Here is a 16240-nt window from a genome sequence, read left to right as displayed (position 1 = left end):
CCCGCACTGGAAGGTTACACAATATCTTGCGTTTGCGGGAGAAAATTGCATAGCGGCTATGCAGCGGCACGCGGCGGCTGGTTTCCTTTGCGAAACCCCCTATGATGCAGCGGCAAGGAGAGGACTATTTCCATGCGTGATCTCAAGATTCCCGATCAGCGCCACCCCGAGAAGGCGCACCGCCCCGACAACGCCCAGCCGCGCAAGCCGGACTGGATCCGCGTGAAGGCCCCCAGTTCCGAAGGTTACAAGCAGACGCGCGACATCATGCGCGAGCACAAGCTCGTCACCGTCTGCGAAGAGGCGGGCTGCCCCAACGTGGGCGAGTGCTGGAGCCAGGGCCACGCCACCATGATGATCATGGGCGAGATCTGCACCCGCGGCTGCACCTTCTGCAACGTCGCCACCGGGCGGCCCGACGCGCTGGACGTGTTCGAGCCGGGGCGCGTGGCGGATGCGGTGAAGAAGCTGGGGCTGAACCACGTGGTGATCACCTCGGTGGACCGCGACGACGTGGAAGACGGCGGGGCGGAGCATTTCGCCCAGACGATCCGCGCCGTGCGCCGGCAATCCCCCAACACCACGATCGAGATCCTCACGCCGGATTTCCTCAAGTGCAAGCCCGAGGTGCTTGAGGTCGTCGTGGCTGCCAAACCCGACGTCTTCAACCACAACCTCGAAACGGTCCCCGGCCTCTACCCGGAAGTGCGCCCCGGCGCGCGCTACTTCCATTCGCTGCGCCTGCTGCAACGGGTGAAGGAACTGGATCCGACGATGTTCACCAAGTCGGGCATCATGGTCGGGCTCGGTGAGGATCGCCAGGCCGTGCTGCAGGTCATGGACGACATGCGCGCCGCCGACATCGATTTCCTCACCATCGGCCAGTATCTCCAGCCGACGCCCAAGCACCACCGCGTGGACCGTTTCGTGACGCCCGAGGAATTCGCCGCCTACGAGAAGGCCGCCTACGGCAAGGGCTTCCTGATGGTTTCGGCCACGCCGCTGACGCGCTCCAGCTACCACGCGGGCGATGATTTCGCGCGTCTGCGCGAGGCGCGTCTCAAGAAGCTCGGGCGGGCGTAAGAAGAATATTTCTTCTATCGCCCAACAGGCACTGTTGGGCCGCGCCGACCCGCCCCCACGGGGCGGCGCTCGCGCTGTTTAAGAAGCTGGGGCCGGTATAACTTCCTTTCGCCCGGCGGCACGCCGGGCAGCGCCCGACCCGCCCCATGGGCGGGCGCTTTCAGCACCCACCCCGGGTCGGGAGCTGCCCTCAGTGTTCAGCTATTCCTTCGCCACCTCCGGCACCGCCTTCACATAGGCCGCGATCGCATCGCGATCCTCCTGCGAAAGCTGCGCGGTGTTCTCCACCACCGCCGCCATGTGCCCGCCCACGCTGTCGAAATCCGGCGTGAAACCCGAGGAGAGGTATTCGGCCACGTCGCCCGCGCTCCAGTCCAGCGTGGCGGGGGTGATGCCCGGCGTGCGGCCCTTGCCGTCCGGGTTGACGGCGCCGGCCAGCCATTCGCCCGTCTTCAGCCCGCCCAGCGCGTTGCGCGGGGTGTGGCATTCGCCGCAATGGCCCAGCGCCTCAACGAGGTAGCGCCCGCGTTCCAGCTGCGGACCTTCCACATCCTCGATCACCCAGCCGTCCTTCAGGAACAGCAGCTTCCAGCCACCGAGGCTGCGGCGGATGTTGAAGGGAAAGCCCACGTCGTGGGGTTTGCTGGGCGTGGCGTCGGCGGGCAGCGTCTGCAGGAAGGCGTGGAGGTCCACGATGTCCTGCAAGTCGGCGCGCGCGTAGGAGGTGTAGGGGAAGGCCGGATAGTAGTGCTGCCCTTCCGGCGAGGTGCCGTGCTTCATTGCGTTCACGAGGTCCAGCGCGCTCCATGTGCCGATCCCGGCCTCCGGATCGCTGGAGATGTTGGGCGCGTAGAAGGTGCCGAAGGCGGACGGAAAGCCCATGCCGCCGGCGAGCACCAGTTTCTCTTCGCCGCTGGCGCCTTCGCGCGCGTGGCAGGAGGCGCAGCCCCCCGCGTAGAAAATCACCTCTCCGCGTGCCGCGTCGCCTTCGAGGCCGGCGAGGTTGCTTTCGGGTTCGGTGGTGGGGCGGGTGAGCAGCCAGAAGCCGAGGCCGCCGACCAGGGCCAGAAGAACGATGATGCGCAGGAAACGATACATGAAGGGCCTCGTGGAAAATCGCGTTCGGCACGCCGAACACGCGCGCTTGTGGCCATTCTGACCGCCGCCGGCGTTTCCCGCAACCCGGCCTAGCGCAGCGGGCGGCCCTGCATCCGGTTCACCGTGGCCCAGTCGGGCCAGCCCACGAGCCGCTCCACCGCGAAGAGCGCGAGGCAGACCGCGATGATGCCGAAGACGAAGAGCACCTTCTTCAGGGGCGGCGGGTTGCGCGCCCACATGCTCATCTTCATCAGCCAGCGCGGGCCCAGCATGTCAGGCCTCGTCCGGGAAGCGCACCTTGCCGATGTAGGGCAGGTTGCGGTTGCGTTGGGCGTAGTCGATGCCGTAGCCGACGACGAATTCGTCGGGGATCTCGAAGCCCGTCCAATCGGCCTTCACGTCCACCTCGCGGCGGCTGGGCTTGTCCAGCAGCGCGATGGTGCGCATGGTGCGCGGCTCGCGAGACTGCAGCAGCCGGATCACGTGGGAAAGCGTGAAGCCCGTGTCCACGATGTCTTCCACCACCAGCACGTCGCGGCCGGCGATCTCGCCGCGCAGATCCTTCAGGATGCGCACTTCGCGGCTGCTTTCCATGCCGTCGCCGTAAGAAGAGGCTTCGAGGAAATCCACCTCCACCGGCAGGTCCAACTCGCGCACCAGATCGGCGATGAACACGAAGGAGCCGCGCAGCAGGCCCACCACCACGAGCTTGTCGGTGCCCTCGAAGGTGGCGCGGATTTCACGGGCCAGATCCTCGATCCGGGCGGCAATGGCCTTGGCCGAGATCATTTCATCGATGACATATGGCCGCGTCGGCATGACAGACCCCTTGATTTTTTGGGCGCATTCACCGAAATGACGCGCCACTGTCCACAGGAAGCACCACGATATGCCGAGCCACGCCGAAAAACGCAAGCTGCCCTACAGCGCGCGCCAGATGTATGACCTGGTGGCCGACGTGGCAAAATATCCGCAATTCCTGCCGTGGTGCGCCGCGGCGCGCATCCGCTCCCGCGCGGGCGGCCCGGAAGGGGAGGTGATGCTGGCGGACCTGGTGATCTCCTTCAAGGTGTTCCGCGAGCGCTTCGGCTCCCGCGTGACGCTCTATCCCGGCGCGCACCGCATCCAGACCGAATACCTCGACGGCCCCTTCCGCTACCTGAAATCCAACTGGCACTTCACCGATCTGCCCGAGGGTGGATGCGAGGTGTATTTCGACGTGGATTTCGAGTTCAGGAACGCGATCCTCCAGAAGGTGATCGGCGTGGTGTTCAACGAGGCGATGCAGCGGATCGTGCGCGCCTTCGAAGATCGCGCGCACAGCCTTTACGGCACGGCCTGAGCCTAAGGGGCGGCGTAGATCACGGCACCGTCCTTGATCGTGGCCTCGACGCGGATCCCGTCCAGCGTTTCCGGATCGACCGCGGTCGGATCCTGCGAAAGCACCACGAAATCGGCCCGCTTGCCGGGGGCGATGCTGCCCTTGCTGTCTTCCTCGAAGTGCTGGTAGGCGGGCCAGATCGTCATGGCCTTGAGCGCGGTGAGCACGTCCACGCGCTGGGTGGGGCCGATGATGTCGCCGGAGCGGGAGCGGCGGGTGACGGTGGCATCCAGGATGCGCATGGAATCGGGCAGGGCGACGGGGGCGTCGTGGTGGCTGCCGAAGATCATGTCGCGCTCCCGCAGCCAGCCGGTGGGCGAGATGTCGTCGGCGCGCGCCGGCCCCACGGTGAAATCGCGGTGCCAGTCGCCCCAGTAGAAGGTGTGCATCGGGAAGAGCGAGGGAAAGACGTTCAGCGCCTTGATCCTGTCCACCTGGTCTTCACGCAGGAACTGGCCGTGGATCAGCACCGTGCGCCGGTCGGCGGGGCCGTGCTCGGCCTCGGCGTTGGCGATGGCCGAAAGCAGCATGTCGGAGGCGCGCTCGCCGTTGGCGTGGGTCAGGATCTGGACGCCGTTGGCGAAGGCCCAGTCGATGCTGTCGATCACCTGTTCCATCGTCACCGCCGAATAGCCCGCCCAGCCCGGCGGGTAATCCCCGATGGGATCATAGTAGGGCCTGTCGCGGAAGGCGGTGAAGCCCTGCGGCGAGCCGTCGATGGTGAGCTTGGCGCCGCCGACGCGCAGGTTGTTCTCGTAGTCGCGGGAGGCGCTTTGCAGGATGGCGTCCCTGTCCAGCAGCACGTCCGGGTAGAGCACCACGTCGTTGAGCAGTAGCCCCCGGCGCGCGGCCTCCTGCGCGATCTGGATGAAGGCCGGCGCGGCGCGGCCCTCCTGCGCGGTGGTGTAGCCGTAGCGCGCCCACATGCGGCTGCCGGCCTCGGCGAAGCCGATGAAGCCCTCGGCGTCCACCTTGGCCAGCAAGGCGCCGAGGGCCGCGAAATGGGCGTTCTCCTCCAGCACGCCGGTCGGGGCGCCTGTATCGCTGCGCTTGCGGATGATGCCGCCGGGCGGGTTCTCGCTTTCGGCGGTGATCCCGGCGCGCTCCAGCCCGAGGCTGTTGGCCACGCCGAAATGGCCGGACTGGTGGATGATGTAGACGGGCACCTCGGTGGACACAGCGTCGAGTTCCTCGCGCGTGGGTGGGCGCAGTTCGGCAAGGCGGGACTGATCGTAGCCAAAGCCGATGATGGCGTCATAGGCCGCGATGAACGCGCCGTTTTCGGCCGCCCAGCGGCGCAGCTCCTCTTGCAGGGCCGGGATGTCGTTCACGGTGCCGTCGGGCTCCGACAGGAGGTTGGCCGAGAGCGCCTGGAGCCCGCCCATGACCACGTGGCCGTGGCTGTCCACGAAGCCGGGCAGCAGCGTGCGCCCCGCGAGGTCGAAGCGTTCGGTGGCATCCGAGGCCAGCGCCTCGATCTCCGCGGCGCTGCCCACGGCGAGGATGCGCCCGTCGGCCACCGCCACGGCCTCGGCGCGCATGGCGCCCTCTTCCATCGTCAGGATCGGGCCGCCGGAATAGATGGTTTCGGCGAGGGTTTGCGCGTGCGATGCGAGGGGCAGGGCCAGCGCGGCAGCGGTGAGGGCGATCAGGCGGGGGCGGGGAAATGCAAAAGGCAACATGGGGTTCCGGTAATGAAATGACGCGTCCAAACGATAGGCCGCCGGGCCGGGCTTTCAAAAAGGAAAAGGCGGGCCCTCGCGAAAAGGCCCGCCCGAAATGCTCCCTGGCACCCTGCGTCAGGTCAGGTGATAGGCTTTCTCGCCGTGCACCTCGAGATCGAGACCGGAGCGCTCGGTCTCCTCGCTGACGCGCATCGGGGTCACGAGGCCCACGAGCTTGATCAGCACGAAGGTGACCACCAGCGTGTAGACGCCGACGATCAGCAGGGCGCCCAGCTGCGCCGCCCAGGCGCCGGCGCCGAAGACGGCGATCATGATGGTGCCGAAGATGCCGCCCACGCCGTGCACGGCGAAAACGTCCAGCGTGTCGTCGATGCCCAGCTTGTTGCGCACGAGGTTCACGGCCTCCTGGCAGAGCACGCCTGCCACGGCACCGATGACGAGCGCTTCAACGGGGCCGACGAAGCCCGAGGCCGGGGTGATCGAGGCCAGCCCCGCGATGGTGCCGGTGACGATGCCCACCAGCGAGGCCTTGCCGAACTTGATCTTCTCCCAGAGCGCCCAGGTGAGCGAGGCGGTGGCCGCGGAGATATGGGTGACGGTGAGCGCCATGGCCGCGCCGCCGTCGGCCGCCAGCTGGGAGCCGCCGTTGAAGCCGAACCAGCCGACCCAAAGCATGGCCGCGCCGATCATCACGAAGCCGGGCGAATGCGGCGGCTTGCTGCGATCCTTGCGCGCGCCCAGCATCACCGCGATCAGCAGCGCCGCGAGGCCGGCGGTTTCATGCACCACGATGCCACCGGCGAAATCGCGCACGCCGGTCTCGCCGAAGAGGCCGCCGTCGGCCATGAAGCCGCCGCCCCAGATCCAGTGCACCACCGGTGCGTAGCACAGCAGCATCCAGAGGCCGGAGAACAGCAGCACGAAGCCGAAGCCCACGCGCTCCACGTAGGCCCCAACGATCAGCGCGGGAGTGATGATGGCGAAGGTCATCTGGAAGGCGAAGAACAGGACTTCGGGCAGGGTGCCCGACAGGCTGTCCGCCGTCACGCCGGCCAGGAACATCTTGCCCAGCCCGCCCCAGTAGGGGTTGGCCTCGCCGAAGGCGATGGAATAGCCGAAAGCGAGCCACAGCACGCTCATCAGGCAGGCGATGGCATAGCAATGCATGAAGACGCTCAGCACGTTGCGCGCGCGCACCAGCCCGCCGTAGAAAAGTGCCAGCCCCGGCAGTGTCATGAACAGCACCAGTGCTGTTGCCACGATGATCCAGGCCGTATCTGCCCCGTTCATTGTCCCCTCCAAAATTTGGTCGTTTGCGTGTTTTTCATGCGGTGAAGCGAACCGCGTGCGCGAAGGAAACAGGCAAACGCCTTTGGAGGTGGTCAAAAAGGCATCAAATGGCGCAAAGATTAATAATTAGGCGCCAGCCTGGGGGCCGCGCTGCTTATCTGGGCGCTTTGGAAAGGGCCGCCAGCAGCAGCTCCAGCGCATGTTCCACCGTCGCCGCGCGCACCTCCGCGCGCCCCCGCGCGCCGAACTCCACCGTCTCCGTGGCCGTTTCCCGGCCGGCGGCGGCGAGGCCGAAACACACCCGCCCCTCGGGCTTGTGCTCGGAGCCGCCGGGCCCGGCGATTCCGGTGACGGAGACCGCCAGCGTTGCCGCGGAGCGCGCCAGCGCCCCTTCCGCCATCTCGCGGGCGACCTGTTCTGAGACGGCGCCGAATGCTTCGAGGGTGGCTTTCTTGACGCCAAGCATTTCCCGTTTCGCAGCGTTGGAATAGGTGATGAAGGCGCGATCGAAGATTGCCGAGGAGCCGGCCACGTCGGTGATGGCCACCGAGATCCCGCCGCCGGTGCAGCTTTCCGCCGTCGCGATCACCGCTCCGGCGGCGGAGGCTTCGACGAGCAGGGCCTCGGCGCGCGCCCTCATGCGCCCAGCATCCCGTGGGAGACGAAGGCCGCCAGCGCCACGCAGATCGCGGCGAGGATGCCGGCCACGGCATCGTCGAACATCACCGTGAAGGCGGTGTTGCCGCGGTCGAAATAGCCGACGGGGCCGGGCTTCCAGATGTCGAACAGGCGGAAGGCGAGGAAGGCGCCGACCCAGCCGGGATAGGGGAAGATCCACGGATCCACCCCGGCGTGCCAGAGGCCGGCGGAGAGCGGCCAGAGGGCGATCCACTGCCCGATCACCTCGTCCACCACCACTTCGCTCGGGTCATGGGTTTCCATGCCTTGCGTCAGTTGCGCCGTGGCCCACCAGCCGATCAGAAAAACGACGATCGTGGCCACGACCAGCAGCGGGAAGCCCCCAAGCCCATGCAGCACCCACGCCATGGGGATCGCCGCGAAGGAGCCCCACGTGCCGGGGGCGGGCTTGAGGTAGCCGACGTAAAAAACGGTTGCGATCAAACGGCTTGCGGTCTGGCTCATGGTTTCACCAGCGTTGCGGTTGCGATGGCGGCGATGCCTTCTTCGCGGCCCGTGAAGCCGAGCCGTTCGGAGGTGGTGGCCTTGATGCTGACGCGCCCGGGCTCAAGCCCCATGATGGCGGCCATCGCCGCCTGCATGGCGCCGGCATGGGGGCCGATCTTGGGGCGCTCGCAGATCAGGGTGCAATCGACGTTGGAGATGGTGAACCCTTTCTCGCCGGCAAGTTTCACGGCGTGGCGCAGGAAGATCTCGCTCGCCGCGCCCTTCCACTGCGGCTCGGAAGGCGGGAAGTGGCGCCCGATGTCGCCCTCCGCCAGCGCGCCGTAGATCGCATCCGTCACCGCGTGCATCCCGACGTCGGCGTCGGAATGGCCCAGAAGGGCGCGGGCGTGAGGGATTTCGACCCCGCAGAGGATCACGTGATCCCCGTCGGTGAAGCGGTGCACGTCAAAGCCGTTGCCGAGGCGGATGTCCATGGCGGGGGCGGTCTCCTGTTCTGCGAGAAAGCGTTCGGCGCGGGAAAAATCCGGCGGCGTGGTGAGTTTCAGGTTGCTCTCTTCCCCCTCCACGATGGCCACGTCAAGCCCGTGGGCGCGGGCGACCTCCACGTCATCAGCGGCGCCGCCGGGGTGGGCGGCATGGGCGGCGCGGATGGCGTCGAGCCGGAAGCCCTGCGGCGTCTGTGCCCGGAACAGGCCCTCGCGGGAAGCGGCGGTCAGCACCCGGCCATCCGTGCCGCGCCAGAGCGCATCCGTCACCGCCAGCGCCGGGGCGGCGCCCGGCGTGGCCTCCAGTGCCGCGAGCACGCGGGAGATCAGGGCCGCGCTCACAAGCGGGCGGGCCGCATCGTGGATCAGCACGCGGCGGGTGCCCGCCGGCACCGCCGCAAGGCCGGCGCGCACCGAGGCATCGCGGCTGTCGCCGCCGGCGACCCAGGGCACGGGCGGCCCCTGCATGGATTGTGTGCAGCCCTCGAAGAGCGCGGTGTCCTCCGGGTTCAGCACCACCAGGACGTGATCCACCTCGGGGTGGTCGATGAAGCGGCGCAGCGTGCGCGCGATCACCGGCTGGCCCGCCAGATCCATGAATTGCTTGGGAATCCCGCCGCCCATTCGGCGCCCGCGCCCCGCTGCAACGATGATGGCTGTTGTCGTCATGTGCTCCCCGAACGCTTTTGACCTGTTTAGATTTCCGCCCGCGCCGTGACAATGGCGCGGCGCTCCCATGGGGTATGGCGATTAAAAATTGTGCAAAGCCTGTTTTTGCGGAGTTTCCACTTGCCGGGCATTTGCCTTTTCTACAAGCACTGGATACCTAGAGATTGTTGCACAAGGATTAGGCAATTGACCATCCGTCTGGCAGAAAAGACGCTTACACCGCCGGTTTTCCTCGCGCCGCTGGCCGGAATCACGGATCTGCCGTTCCATGACCTCGTCTCGCGGTTCGGGGCGGGGCTCGTCGTGAGCGAGATGGTGGCCAGCCAGGAGATGGTGCAGGCCAAGCCCGGTGTGCGCGAACGCGCCGAACTGGGGTTCGAGGCCGCCAACACCTCGGTGCAGATCGCCGGGCGCGACGCCTACTGGATGGCGGAGGCTGCGCACATGGTTGAGGCCAACGGCGCCGCGCTGATCGACATCAACATGGGCTGCCCGGCCAAGAAGGTGACGAACGGCTACTCCGGCTCCGCGCTGATGAAGGATCTCGACCACGCGCTCACCCTGATCGAGGCGGTGGTGGGGGCGGTGTCGATCCCCGTCACCCTGAAGACGCGCCTGGGCTGGGACGACAGCCTGCTGAACGCCCCCGAGCTGGCCCGCCGCGCCGAGGCTGCGGGCATCTCCATGATCACCATCCACGGCCGCACACGCTGCCAGTTCTACAAGGGCCGCGCCGACTGGGCCGCCATCCGCGCCGTCAAGGAGGCGGTGGAGATCCCGGTCATCGCCAACGGCGACATCACTAGCCCGCAGGCCGCGCGGGAGGCGCTGCGCCTCTCCGGAGCCGACGGGGTGATGATTGGGCGCGGCGCGCAGGGCCGCCCCTGGTTGCTGGCGGAGGTGGCCGCGGCACTCTACGGCACACCCGCGCCCGAGGTGCCGGTGGGCAAGGCTTTGATTTCATTGGTTCAGGAACACTACGACAGCATGATCGCATTCTACGGGCCCGAACTGGGCAACCGCGTCGCACGCAAGCATCTCGGCTGGTACATGGATGCCGCCGCCACCCCGCCGGCGCTGCGCAAGGCGGTGCTGACGGAGCGCCGGCCGGCGCAGGTGCTGGCGCTTCTTCCGGAGGCCTTGAGCGGGCAGGGGGCCGTTGCAGCATGAAATTCGCAGGCGTCGAACTTTGGGCTTCCCTGCCGGTTCCCGGCCTCATCCTCGACGGCGAGGACAGGATCACCGCCGTGAACCCGGCGGCGGAAGGGTTCCTGAACCTTTCCGGGCGCAGCCTGATCGGCACGCCGGTCTGGGACAAGGTGATGATCGATGCGCCGCTGGAAGAGGCCTTCGCCCGGGTGCGGCGCGATCAGTCCGGCCTGCTGATCAACGACGTGGACGTGGGCAGCGGCGAGCGCAAGCCCATGCAGTGCAACATCCAGATCGCCCCTCTCGGGGAGAGCGACGATGACGTTCTGATGCTGATCTCTCCACGCGAGCTTGCCGGGCGGCTGGGCCGTTCGCACTCCGTGCATACCTCGGCGAAGAGCGCCATCGGCATGGCCGAGATGCTGGCCCACGAGATCAAGAACCCGCTCGCCGGCATCACCGGTGCGGCGCAGCTTCTGAGCATGAACCTTTCGCCGGAAGATCAGGAGATGACCGATCTGATCGTGGCCGAGACCCGCCGCATCCTGAAGCTGCTGGAGCAGGTCGAGCAGTTCGGCAACGTGCGCCCGCCGGATCGCAAGCCCGTCAACATCCACGACGTGCTCGACCGCGCGCGCAAATCCGCGATGGTCGGTTTCGCCGCGCACATGCGCTTCGTGGAGGACTACGATCCGTCGCTGCCGCCCACCTGGGCCGATCCCGACCAGTTGACGCAGATCTTCCTGAACCTGTTCAAGAACGCCGCGCAAGCCGCTGAACGGGAGGGGAAATCCGGCACGATCACCATTCGCACCTTCTACGATACCAGCCTGCGTCTGCGCCGCCCGGGCGGGGCCGCGCGGGTGCCGATCCAGATCGAGGTGATCGACGACGGCCCCGGCCTGCCGCCGGAGATCGCCGCCGACATCTTCGAACCCTTCGTCTCTGGCCGCGAGAACGGCACCGGGCTGGGCCTCGCGCTGGTGAGCAAGATCATTTCCGAACACGACGGCTGGATCGCGGTGGATTCGGTGCCCGGGCGCACCGTCTTCCGCGTCTCCCTTCCCGTCGCCCCCAAAGAAAGTATGGAGCAGCCCTGATGGATGGCACCGTTCTCGTCGCCGATGACGACCGCACAATTCGCACCGTTCTCACCCAGGCCCTGACCCGCGCGGGCTGCAAGGTCCATGCCACCTCCTCGCTCACCACGCTGATGCGCTGGGTGGAGGAGGGCAAGGGCGACCTCGTGATCTCGGACGTGATGATGCCGGACGGGAACGGGCTGGAGATGCTGCCCAAGATCGCCGAGGAACGCCCCGGCCTGCCGGTGATCGTGATCTCGGCGCAGAACACGATCATGACGGCGATCCAGGCGGCCGAGGCGGAGGCCTACGATTACCTGCCCAAGCCCTTCGACCTGCCCGACCTGATGAAACGGGCCGGCCGGGCGCTGGAGGTGAAGCGCCGGGCGCCCACCCCGCGCCAGGCCGATGACGGCCCCTCAGACGATCTGCCGCTGGTGGGGCGCACCACCCAGATGCAGGCGCTCTACAGGCTGGTGGCGCGGGTGATGAACACCGATCTTCCGGTGATGATCACCGGGGAAAGCGGCACCGGCAAATCCCTGATCGCAAAGGCAATTCACGATTTTTCCGATCGCCGCACGCTGCCTTTCGTGGTGGCCGGGGCGGCGGAGCTTTCGGGCATGGACGGCCCAGCGACGGTGCTGTCGCGGGCCCGCGGCGGCTCGATCCTGTTCGACGAAGTGGGGGATCTGGACGAAGAGGCGCAGGCGCGCATCGTGCGCATGCTCGACAGTTTCACCGACAACGCGCCTCGGATCATGGCCACGAGCCAGGCCGATCTGACGGCGAAGATGGAAAGCGGCGCGTTCCGGCAGGATCTCTTCTACCGGCTCTCAGGCGTCACCATCAACGTGCCGTCGCTGCGCGAACGGGTGGACGACATCCCGCTGCTGGCGGAGCATTTCCTGGCCAAGATGGAGCGTGACGGCGCCCCGGTGCGCAAGTTCGCGGCCGATGCGATGGAGCTGATCCGCGCCTACAGCTGGCCCGGCAACGTGCGCCAGCTCGAAAACGCCGTGCGCCGCCTCGTGGTGACGAGCCCCGAGGAGGAGATCACCAAGCCCGAGGTGCAGATGATCCTCGGCAACCAGCCGGCGATGGAGCCGCTTTCGGGCAACGCGGAGGGCGACAAGCTCTCGGCCTCGGTCGCCAAGCACCTGCGGCGGTATTTCGACCTGCATGGCGGCGTGCTGCCGCCGCCGGGGCTCTACCAGCGCGTGCTGCGCGAAGTGGAACTGCCGCTGATCGAGATCGCGCTGGATGCCACCGGCGGAAACCAGGCCAAATGCGCGGATTTGCTGGGCATCAACCGCAATACGCTCAGAAAGAAGATCACCGACCTTGATATTCACGTGACACGCCGCCGCAAGTTGATGTAAAACCGCAACAGAAGCGTGGCCCAAAGGCGTCAATCGCCGGGAAGAGCCACGACATATGGCGGTTTGCCGCATTCGCGGCGCAACAGATATGAGGGCGCGTGGCTCGCCTCGGGCAAAAATCGGCTATCGAAAGGCTGAACCGTTTGCGGCTGCAACGCCGCGTTCAGACGGTTTCGACCTTCGCCCTGGTGGCGCTCGGCCCCGTGCTCGCGCTGGCCACGATCCTGATCCTCGGCCCCATGGGGCAGGGCGGATCTTCCAATGCCCTGCGCCTGATCCTGCTGACGGATCTCGTCTACATCCTGCTCGTGGCCGCGCTGGTGATCCAGCGCGTGGCGCAGATGATCGCGGCCCGGCGGGCGAAATCCGCCGGCTCCCGGCTGCACCTGCGGCTCACCGGCGTCTTCGGGCTTCTGGCGCTCATTCCCACGGTTCTGGTGGCGGTGTTCGCCGTTCTCACGGTGAACGTGGGGCTGGAGGGCTGGTTCTCCGACCGGGTGCGCAACGTGGTGGGCAATTCACTCGCCGCCGCCCAGGCCTACGAGAACGAACACCGCGAGGACCTGATCGCGGATGCGCGCTCGCTGGCGGCCTACATCACCGCGGCGCGGTTGGCGGATCCGGGCGTCACCGACGGCGAACTGCGCGAGCTGCTGTCGCAGGGGCAGGCTCTGGTGCAGCGCGGGCTGCGCGAGGCCTATCTGATCGACGGCACCGCCGAGTTGCGCGCGCGTGGTGAGCGCTCCTATCTCTTCAATTACGATCCCCCGACCCCGGAAGAGATCGCTCGCGCCGCGCAGGGTGAGATTGTCGTCATAAGGGATTGGGACAACAACGAATTTCGCGTTCTGATGCGGCTTGGCGGCTTCCTCGACCGCTATCTCTACGTCTCCCGCGACGTGGACGGCGACATCCTGAGCCTGCTGGATGAAACCAAGGAAACGGTGCTGCTCTACCAGCAGCAGGAGGCCGAGCGCGGGCGCATCCTGTTCGATTTCGGCCTGCTCTACCTGGGCTTCGCGATGATTCTGATCCTGGCCGCCGTCTGGCTCGGGCTCTGGTTCGCCGAGCGCCTGTCGCGCCCGGTGGGGCGGCTTGCGGGCGCGGCGCAACGGGTCGGGGCCGGGGATCTGGACCTGCGCGTGGTGGAGGAAAAGGGCGATGACGAGATCGCCATGCTGGGGCGCTACTTCAACCAGATGACGCGGCAGCTCAAGCTTCAGCGCGAGAACCTGCTGGAGACCAACCGCCAGATCGAGCGCCGGCGGCGGCTGTTCGACTCGGTGCTGTCATCGGTGACGGCCGGCGTGGTGGGGCTGGATGCCGAGGGCAAGGTCACGCTGGTGAACCGCTCGGCCATGCGGCTGCTGGGGCTCACCGAGGAAGGCGACACGCCGCAGGACATCACGCTCCTGGTGCCCGAGTTCGGCGCACTCTTCGCAACCTTGCGCGAGGAGGGGCGGGAAGTGGCGCAGGAGGAGATCAAGATCCTGCGCGACGGCAAGCAGGAGAACCTCCTGGTGCGTTTCGCCACCCGGCGCAACGAGGAGGGGCGGCTGGAGGGCTACGTGGTGACCTTCGACGACGTGACCGATCTGGTGACGGCGCAGCGGATGGCGGCCTGGGGCGACGTGGCCCGGCGCATCGCCCACGAGATCAAGAACCCGCTCACCCCGATCCAGCTTTCGGCCGAGCGGATCCGGCGCAAGTTCGCCCCCAAGGTGGGCGACGAGGCCGAGGCGCTGGAGCAGATGACGGAGGTCATCGTGCGCCAGACCAACGATCTGCGCCGCATCGTGGACGAGTTCAGCAAGTTCGCGCGGATGCCCGAGCCCGAGCGCAAGCTCACCGACGTGGGAGCGCTGGTGAAAGGGGCGGTGCTGCTGCAGAACGAGGCGGTGGACGGGGTGCGGGTGACGCTGGAGGCGCCGGACCATCCGATCTGGATGCAGGTGGATGGCACGATGATCTCCCAGGCGCTGACGAACCTCATCAAGAACGCGGCGGAAGCCACGGAAACCTATAAGGAAAAACACGATGATCCCGCCTATCGCGGCGCGGTGCGCGTCTGCGCCCGCATCGCGCAGGACGGTCTGATCATCGAGATCGCGGACAACGGCATCGGCCTGCCGGCGGACCGCGCCAAGCTCTTCGAGCCCTATGTCACCACGCGCGACAAGGGCACGGGCCTCGGGCTGCCCATCGTCAAGAAGATCATCGAGGAACACGGCGGCAGCCTGAAACTGCAGGACGCCGAGCCCTTCGAGGGCTGCACGCACCGGGGCGCCTGCGCGGTGATCTTCCTGCCGGGGCCGTTTGAGACGACGCACAAGGAAAAAGATGTGAGCATGTATGAGGTGAGCAATGGGTGACATTCTGATTGTCGATGACGAACGGGATATTCGGGAGCTGATCTCCGATATCCTCAAGGACGACGGCTACACGACGCGGCTTGCGGCCAACGCCGAGGAATGCATGGCCCAGCTGGAGGCGGAATTGCCGTCGATGATGATCCTCGACATCTGGCTGAAGGACAGCCACATGGACGGGATCGACATCCTGAAGAAGGTCAAGCGGGAGAACCCCGAGATCCCGATCGTGATCATCTCCGGCCACGGCAACATCGAGATCGCCGTCGCCGCGATCAAGCAGGGGGCCTATGACTTCATCGAGAAGCCCTTCAACATCGATCAGCTGATGGTCGTGATCGGGCGGGCGATGGAAACGGCGCGGCTGCGCCAGGAGAACCAGGCGCTCAAACGGCAGGACGGCACGGTTTCCGAGATGATCGGCGTGTCGGCGGCCTTCCGCGCCCTGAAGAGCAGCCTCGACAAGGTGACGAAATCCAACGGCCGGGTGATGCTCACCGGCCCCGCCGGCAGCGGCAAGGAAGTGGCCGCGCGCTACATCCACGCCAATTCCAACCGCGCCGATGCGCCCTTCGTGACGGTCAGCAGCGCCACGATCGAGCCGGAGCGGATGGAAGAGGTGCTCTTCGGCCGCGAAAGCGCGGAACGGGGCATCGAGCCGGGCCTTCTGGAGCAGGCCAACGGCGGCATCATCTTCTTCGACGAAGTGGCCGACATGCCGCTGGGCACCCAGTCCAAGATCCTGCGGGTTCTGGTGGAGCAGCGCTTCCAGCGCGTCGGGGGCAGCACGCCGATCGACGTGGACGTGCGGGTGATCTCCTCCACCACGCGCGATCTGGAGGAAGAGATCGAGCTGGGCCGTTTCCGCCGCGAGCTGTATCACCGCCTGAACGTGGTGCCGATCGCGGTGCCGTCGCTGGAGGATCGCCGCGAGGACGTGCCGCTGCTGGTTGAACATTTCATCGCCACCTTCCACAAGACGCAGGGCCTGCCGCTGCGGCGGCTTTCGGAAGAGGCCGAGGCGCTTCTGCAGACGATGACGTGGCCGGGCAACGTGCGCCAGCTGCGCAACGTCATCGAGCGGGTGCTGATCCTGGGCTCCGACGCCGAGGAGATCGACGTGCGCGAACTGCCTACCCAGGAAGCGGTGCCGCAGGAAGAGGGGCGCGTGGTGCTTTCGGGCGGGCTGGCGACGCTGCCGCTGCGCGAGGCGCGCGAACTCTTCGAGCGCGAATACCTTATGACGCAGATCAACCGTTTCGGGGGCAACATCTCCCGAACGGCGACCTTCGTGGGTATGGAGCGCTCCGCGCTGCACCGCAAGCTGAAGTCGCTGGGGGTGGTGACCTCCAACAAGTCCGGCGCGCGGGTCGCCGAACACGTGGACGAGCCCGCCGAAGAGGCATGATTGACCCCGCCGC

At 66.9% G+C, this 16240-nt stretch carries 15 protein-coding genes; 7 read left to right on the top strand and 8 right to left on the bottom strand.

Features of this window, described 5'->3' with window-relative positions:
- Positions 1-132 precede the first annotated feature (132 nt).
- Entirely contained in the window at positions 133-1083 is a 951-nt protein-coding gene (gene lipA / locus PSA7680_RS03170) for a lipoyl synthase (protein WP_085867212.1), read from the top strand.
- A 201-nt stretch (positions 1084-1284) separates the two neighbouring features.
- Here the strand turns inward: lipA and PSA7680_RS03165 are convergent, their stop codons facing one another.
- From PSA7680_RS03165 to hpt, 3 genes are all read right to left on the bottom strand, one after another.
- Positions 1285-2181: a c-type cytochrome gene (locus tag PSA7680_RS03165; RefSeq protein WP_085867211.1), complete on the bottom strand. Its 897-nt coding sequence runs from the start codon at positions 2179-2181 to the stop codon at positions 1285-1287.
- Positions 2182-2270: 89 nt separating this feature from the next.
- Positions 2271-2453 carry a hypothetical protein gene (locus PSA7680_RS03160; RefSeq protein WP_085867210.1) on the bottom strand — a complete coding sequence of 61 codons (183 nt, stop codon included), beginning with the start codon at positions 2451-2453 and terminating at the stop codon, positions 2271-2273.
- Between the two features lies 1 nt (position 2454).
- A complete protein-coding gene (gene hpt / locus PSA7680_RS03155; protein ID WP_085867209.1) occupies positions 2455-3000 on the bottom strand; it encodes a hypoxanthine phosphoribosyltransferase in 546 nt (181 codons plus the stop codon).
- A gap of 70 nt (positions 3001-3070) precedes the next feature.
- On the opposite strand from hpt, the gene PSA7680_RS03150 reads away from it, so the two are divergent.
- Positions 3071-3523 carry a type II toxin-antitoxin system RatA family toxin gene (locus tag PSA7680_RS03150; protein ID WP_085867208.1) on the top strand — a complete coding sequence of 151 codons (453 nt, stop codon included), beginning with the start codon at positions 3071-3073 and terminating at the stop codon, positions 3521-3523.
- 2 nt (positions 3524-3525) lie between these two features.
- Here the strand turns inward: PSA7680_RS03150 and PSA7680_RS03145 are convergent, their stop codons facing one another.
- From PSA7680_RS03145 to PSA7680_RS03125, 5 genes are all read right to left on the bottom strand, one after another.
- A complete protein-coding gene (locus tag PSA7680_RS03145; RefSeq protein WP_085867207.1) occupies positions 3526-5244 on the bottom strand; it encodes an amidohydrolase in 1719 nt (572 codons plus the stop codon).
- A 117-nt stretch (positions 5245-5361) separates the two neighbouring features.
- The gene (locus tag PSA7680_RS03140) at positions 5362-6537 is read right to left on the bottom strand and encodes an ammonium transporter (protein ID WP_085867206.1); all 1176 of its coding nucleotides are present in this window, start codon (positions 6535-6537) and stop codon (positions 5362-5364) included.
- A gap of 154 nt (positions 6538-6691) precedes the next feature.
- A complete protein-coding gene (locus PSA7680_RS03135; RefSeq protein ID WP_085867205.1) occupies positions 6692-7177 on the bottom strand; it encodes a CinA family protein in 486 nt (161 codons plus the stop codon).
- On the bottom strand, positions 7174-7680 hold the full coding sequence (locus PSA7680_RS03130; RefSeq protein ID WP_085867204.1) for a phosphatidylglycerophosphatase A family protein: 507 nt from the start codon (positions 7678-7680) through the stop codon (positions 7174-7176). The genes PSA7680_RS03135 and PSA7680_RS03130 overlap by 4 nt, the downstream gene beginning before the upstream one ends.
- On the bottom strand, positions 7677-8837 hold the full coding sequence (locus tag PSA7680_RS03125; protein ID WP_085867203.1) for a bifunctional 2-C-methyl-D-erythritol 4-phosphate cytidylyltransferase/2-C-methyl-D-erythritol 2,4-cyclodiphosphate synthase: 1161 nt from the start codon (positions 8835-8837) through the stop codon (positions 7677-7679). The genes PSA7680_RS03130 and PSA7680_RS03125 overlap by 4 nt, the downstream gene beginning before the upstream one ends.
- 186 nt (positions 8838-9023) lie before the next feature.
- On the opposite strand from PSA7680_RS03125, the gene dusB reads away from it, so the two are divergent.
- From dusB to ntrX, 5 genes are all read left to right on the top strand, one after another.
- Positions 9024-10007: a tRNA dihydrouridine synthase DusB gene (gene dusB / locus PSA7680_RS03120; protein WP_245824427.1), complete on the top strand. Its 984-nt coding sequence runs from the start codon at positions 9024-9026 to the stop codon at positions 10005-10007.
- Entirely contained in the window at positions 10004-11086 is a 1083-nt protein-coding gene (locus tag PSA7680_RS03115) for a two-component system sensor histidine kinase NtrB (protein WP_085867201.1), read from the top strand. The genes dusB and PSA7680_RS03115 overlap by 4 nt, the downstream gene beginning before the upstream one ends.
- Positions 11086-12450, top strand: a complete 1365-nt coding sequence (locus PSA7680_RS03110) for a response regulator (protein WP_085867200.1) — start codon at positions 11086-11088, stop codon at positions 12448-12450. The genes PSA7680_RS03115 and PSA7680_RS03110 overlap by 1 nt, the downstream gene beginning before the upstream one ends.
- A 98-nt stretch (positions 12451-12548) precedes the next feature.
- Positions 12549-14822 (top strand): sensor histidine kinase NtrY-like, encoded by a 2274-nt coding sequence (locus tag PSA7680_RS03105; protein ID WP_139838536.1) that lies wholly within the window; start codon positions 12549-12551, stop codon positions 14820-14822.
- A complete protein-coding gene (ntrX, locus tag PSA7680_RS03100; protein ID WP_085867199.1) occupies positions 14815-16227 on the top strand; it encodes a nitrogen assimilation response regulator NtrX in 1413 nt (470 codons plus the stop codon). The genes PSA7680_RS03105 and ntrX overlap by 8 nt, the downstream gene beginning before the upstream one ends.
- Positions 16228-16240: the final 13 nt, after the last annotated feature.

This window comes from Pseudoruegeria aquimaris (assembly GCF_900172235.1).
Taxonomy (GTDB): Bacteria; Pseudomonadota; Alphaproteobacteria; order Rhodobacterales; family Rhodobacteraceae; genus Pseudoruegeria; species Pseudoruegeria aquimaris.
Note: the sequence above shows the minus strand (reverse complement) of the source record. Positions and strands in the feature narration are given on the sequence as shown.

What these genes read in the sequence shown, in the direction of transcription:
- lipA (WP_085867212.1), top strand. Translation starts at nt 133, where the DNA reads ATGCGTGATCTCAAGATTCCCGATCAGCGCCACCCCGAGAAGGCGCAC.
- PSA7680_RS03165 (WP_085867211.1), bottom strand. Translation starts at nt 2,181, where the DNA reads ATGTATCGTTTCCTGCGCATCATCGTTCTTCTGGCCCTGGTCGGCGGC.
- PSA7680_RS03160 (WP_085867210.1), bottom strand. Translation starts at nt 2,453, where the DNA reads ATGCTGGGCCCGCGCTGGCTGATGAAGATGAGCATGTGGGCGCGCAAC.
- hpt (WP_085867209.1), bottom strand. Translation starts at nt 3,000, where the DNA reads ATGCCGACGCGGCCATATGTCATCGATGAAATGATCTCGGCCAAGGCC.
- PSA7680_RS03150 (WP_085867208.1), top strand. Translation starts at nt 3,071, where the DNA reads ATGCCGAGCCACGCCGAAAAACGCAAGCTGCCCTACAGCGCGCGCCAG.
- PSA7680_RS03145 (WP_085867207.1), bottom strand. Translation starts at nt 5,244, where the DNA reads ATGTTGCCTTTTGCATTTCCCCGCCCCCGCCTGATCGCCCTCACCGCT.
- PSA7680_RS03140 (WP_085867206.1), bottom strand. Translation starts at nt 6,537, where the DNA reads ATGAACGGGGCAGATACGGCCTGGATCATCGTGGCAACAGCACTGGTG.
- PSA7680_RS03135 (WP_085867205.1), bottom strand. Translation starts at nt 7,177, where the DNA reads ATGAGGGCGCGCGCCGAGGCCCTGCTCGTCGAAGCCTCCGCCGCCGGA.
- PSA7680_RS03130 (WP_085867204.1), bottom strand. Translation starts at nt 7,680, where the DNA reads ATGAGCCAGACCGCAAGCCGTTTGATCGCAACCGTTTTTTACGTCGGC.
- PSA7680_RS03125 (WP_085867203.1), bottom strand. Translation starts at nt 8,837, where the DNA reads ATGACGACAACAGCCATCATCGTTGCAGCGGGGCGCGGGCGCCGAATG.
- PSA7680_RS03115 (WP_085867201.1), top strand. Translation starts at nt 10,004, where the DNA reads ATGAAATTCGCAGGCGTCGAACTTTGGGCTTCCCTGCCGGTTCCCGGC.
- PSA7680_RS03110 (WP_085867200.1), top strand. Translation starts at nt 11,086, where the DNA reads ATGGATGGCACCGTTCTCGTCGCCGATGACGACCGCACAATTCGCACC.
- ntrX (WP_085867199.1), top strand. Translation starts at nt 14,815, where the DNA reads ATGGGTGACATTCTGATTGTCGATGACGAACGGGATATTCGGGAGCTG.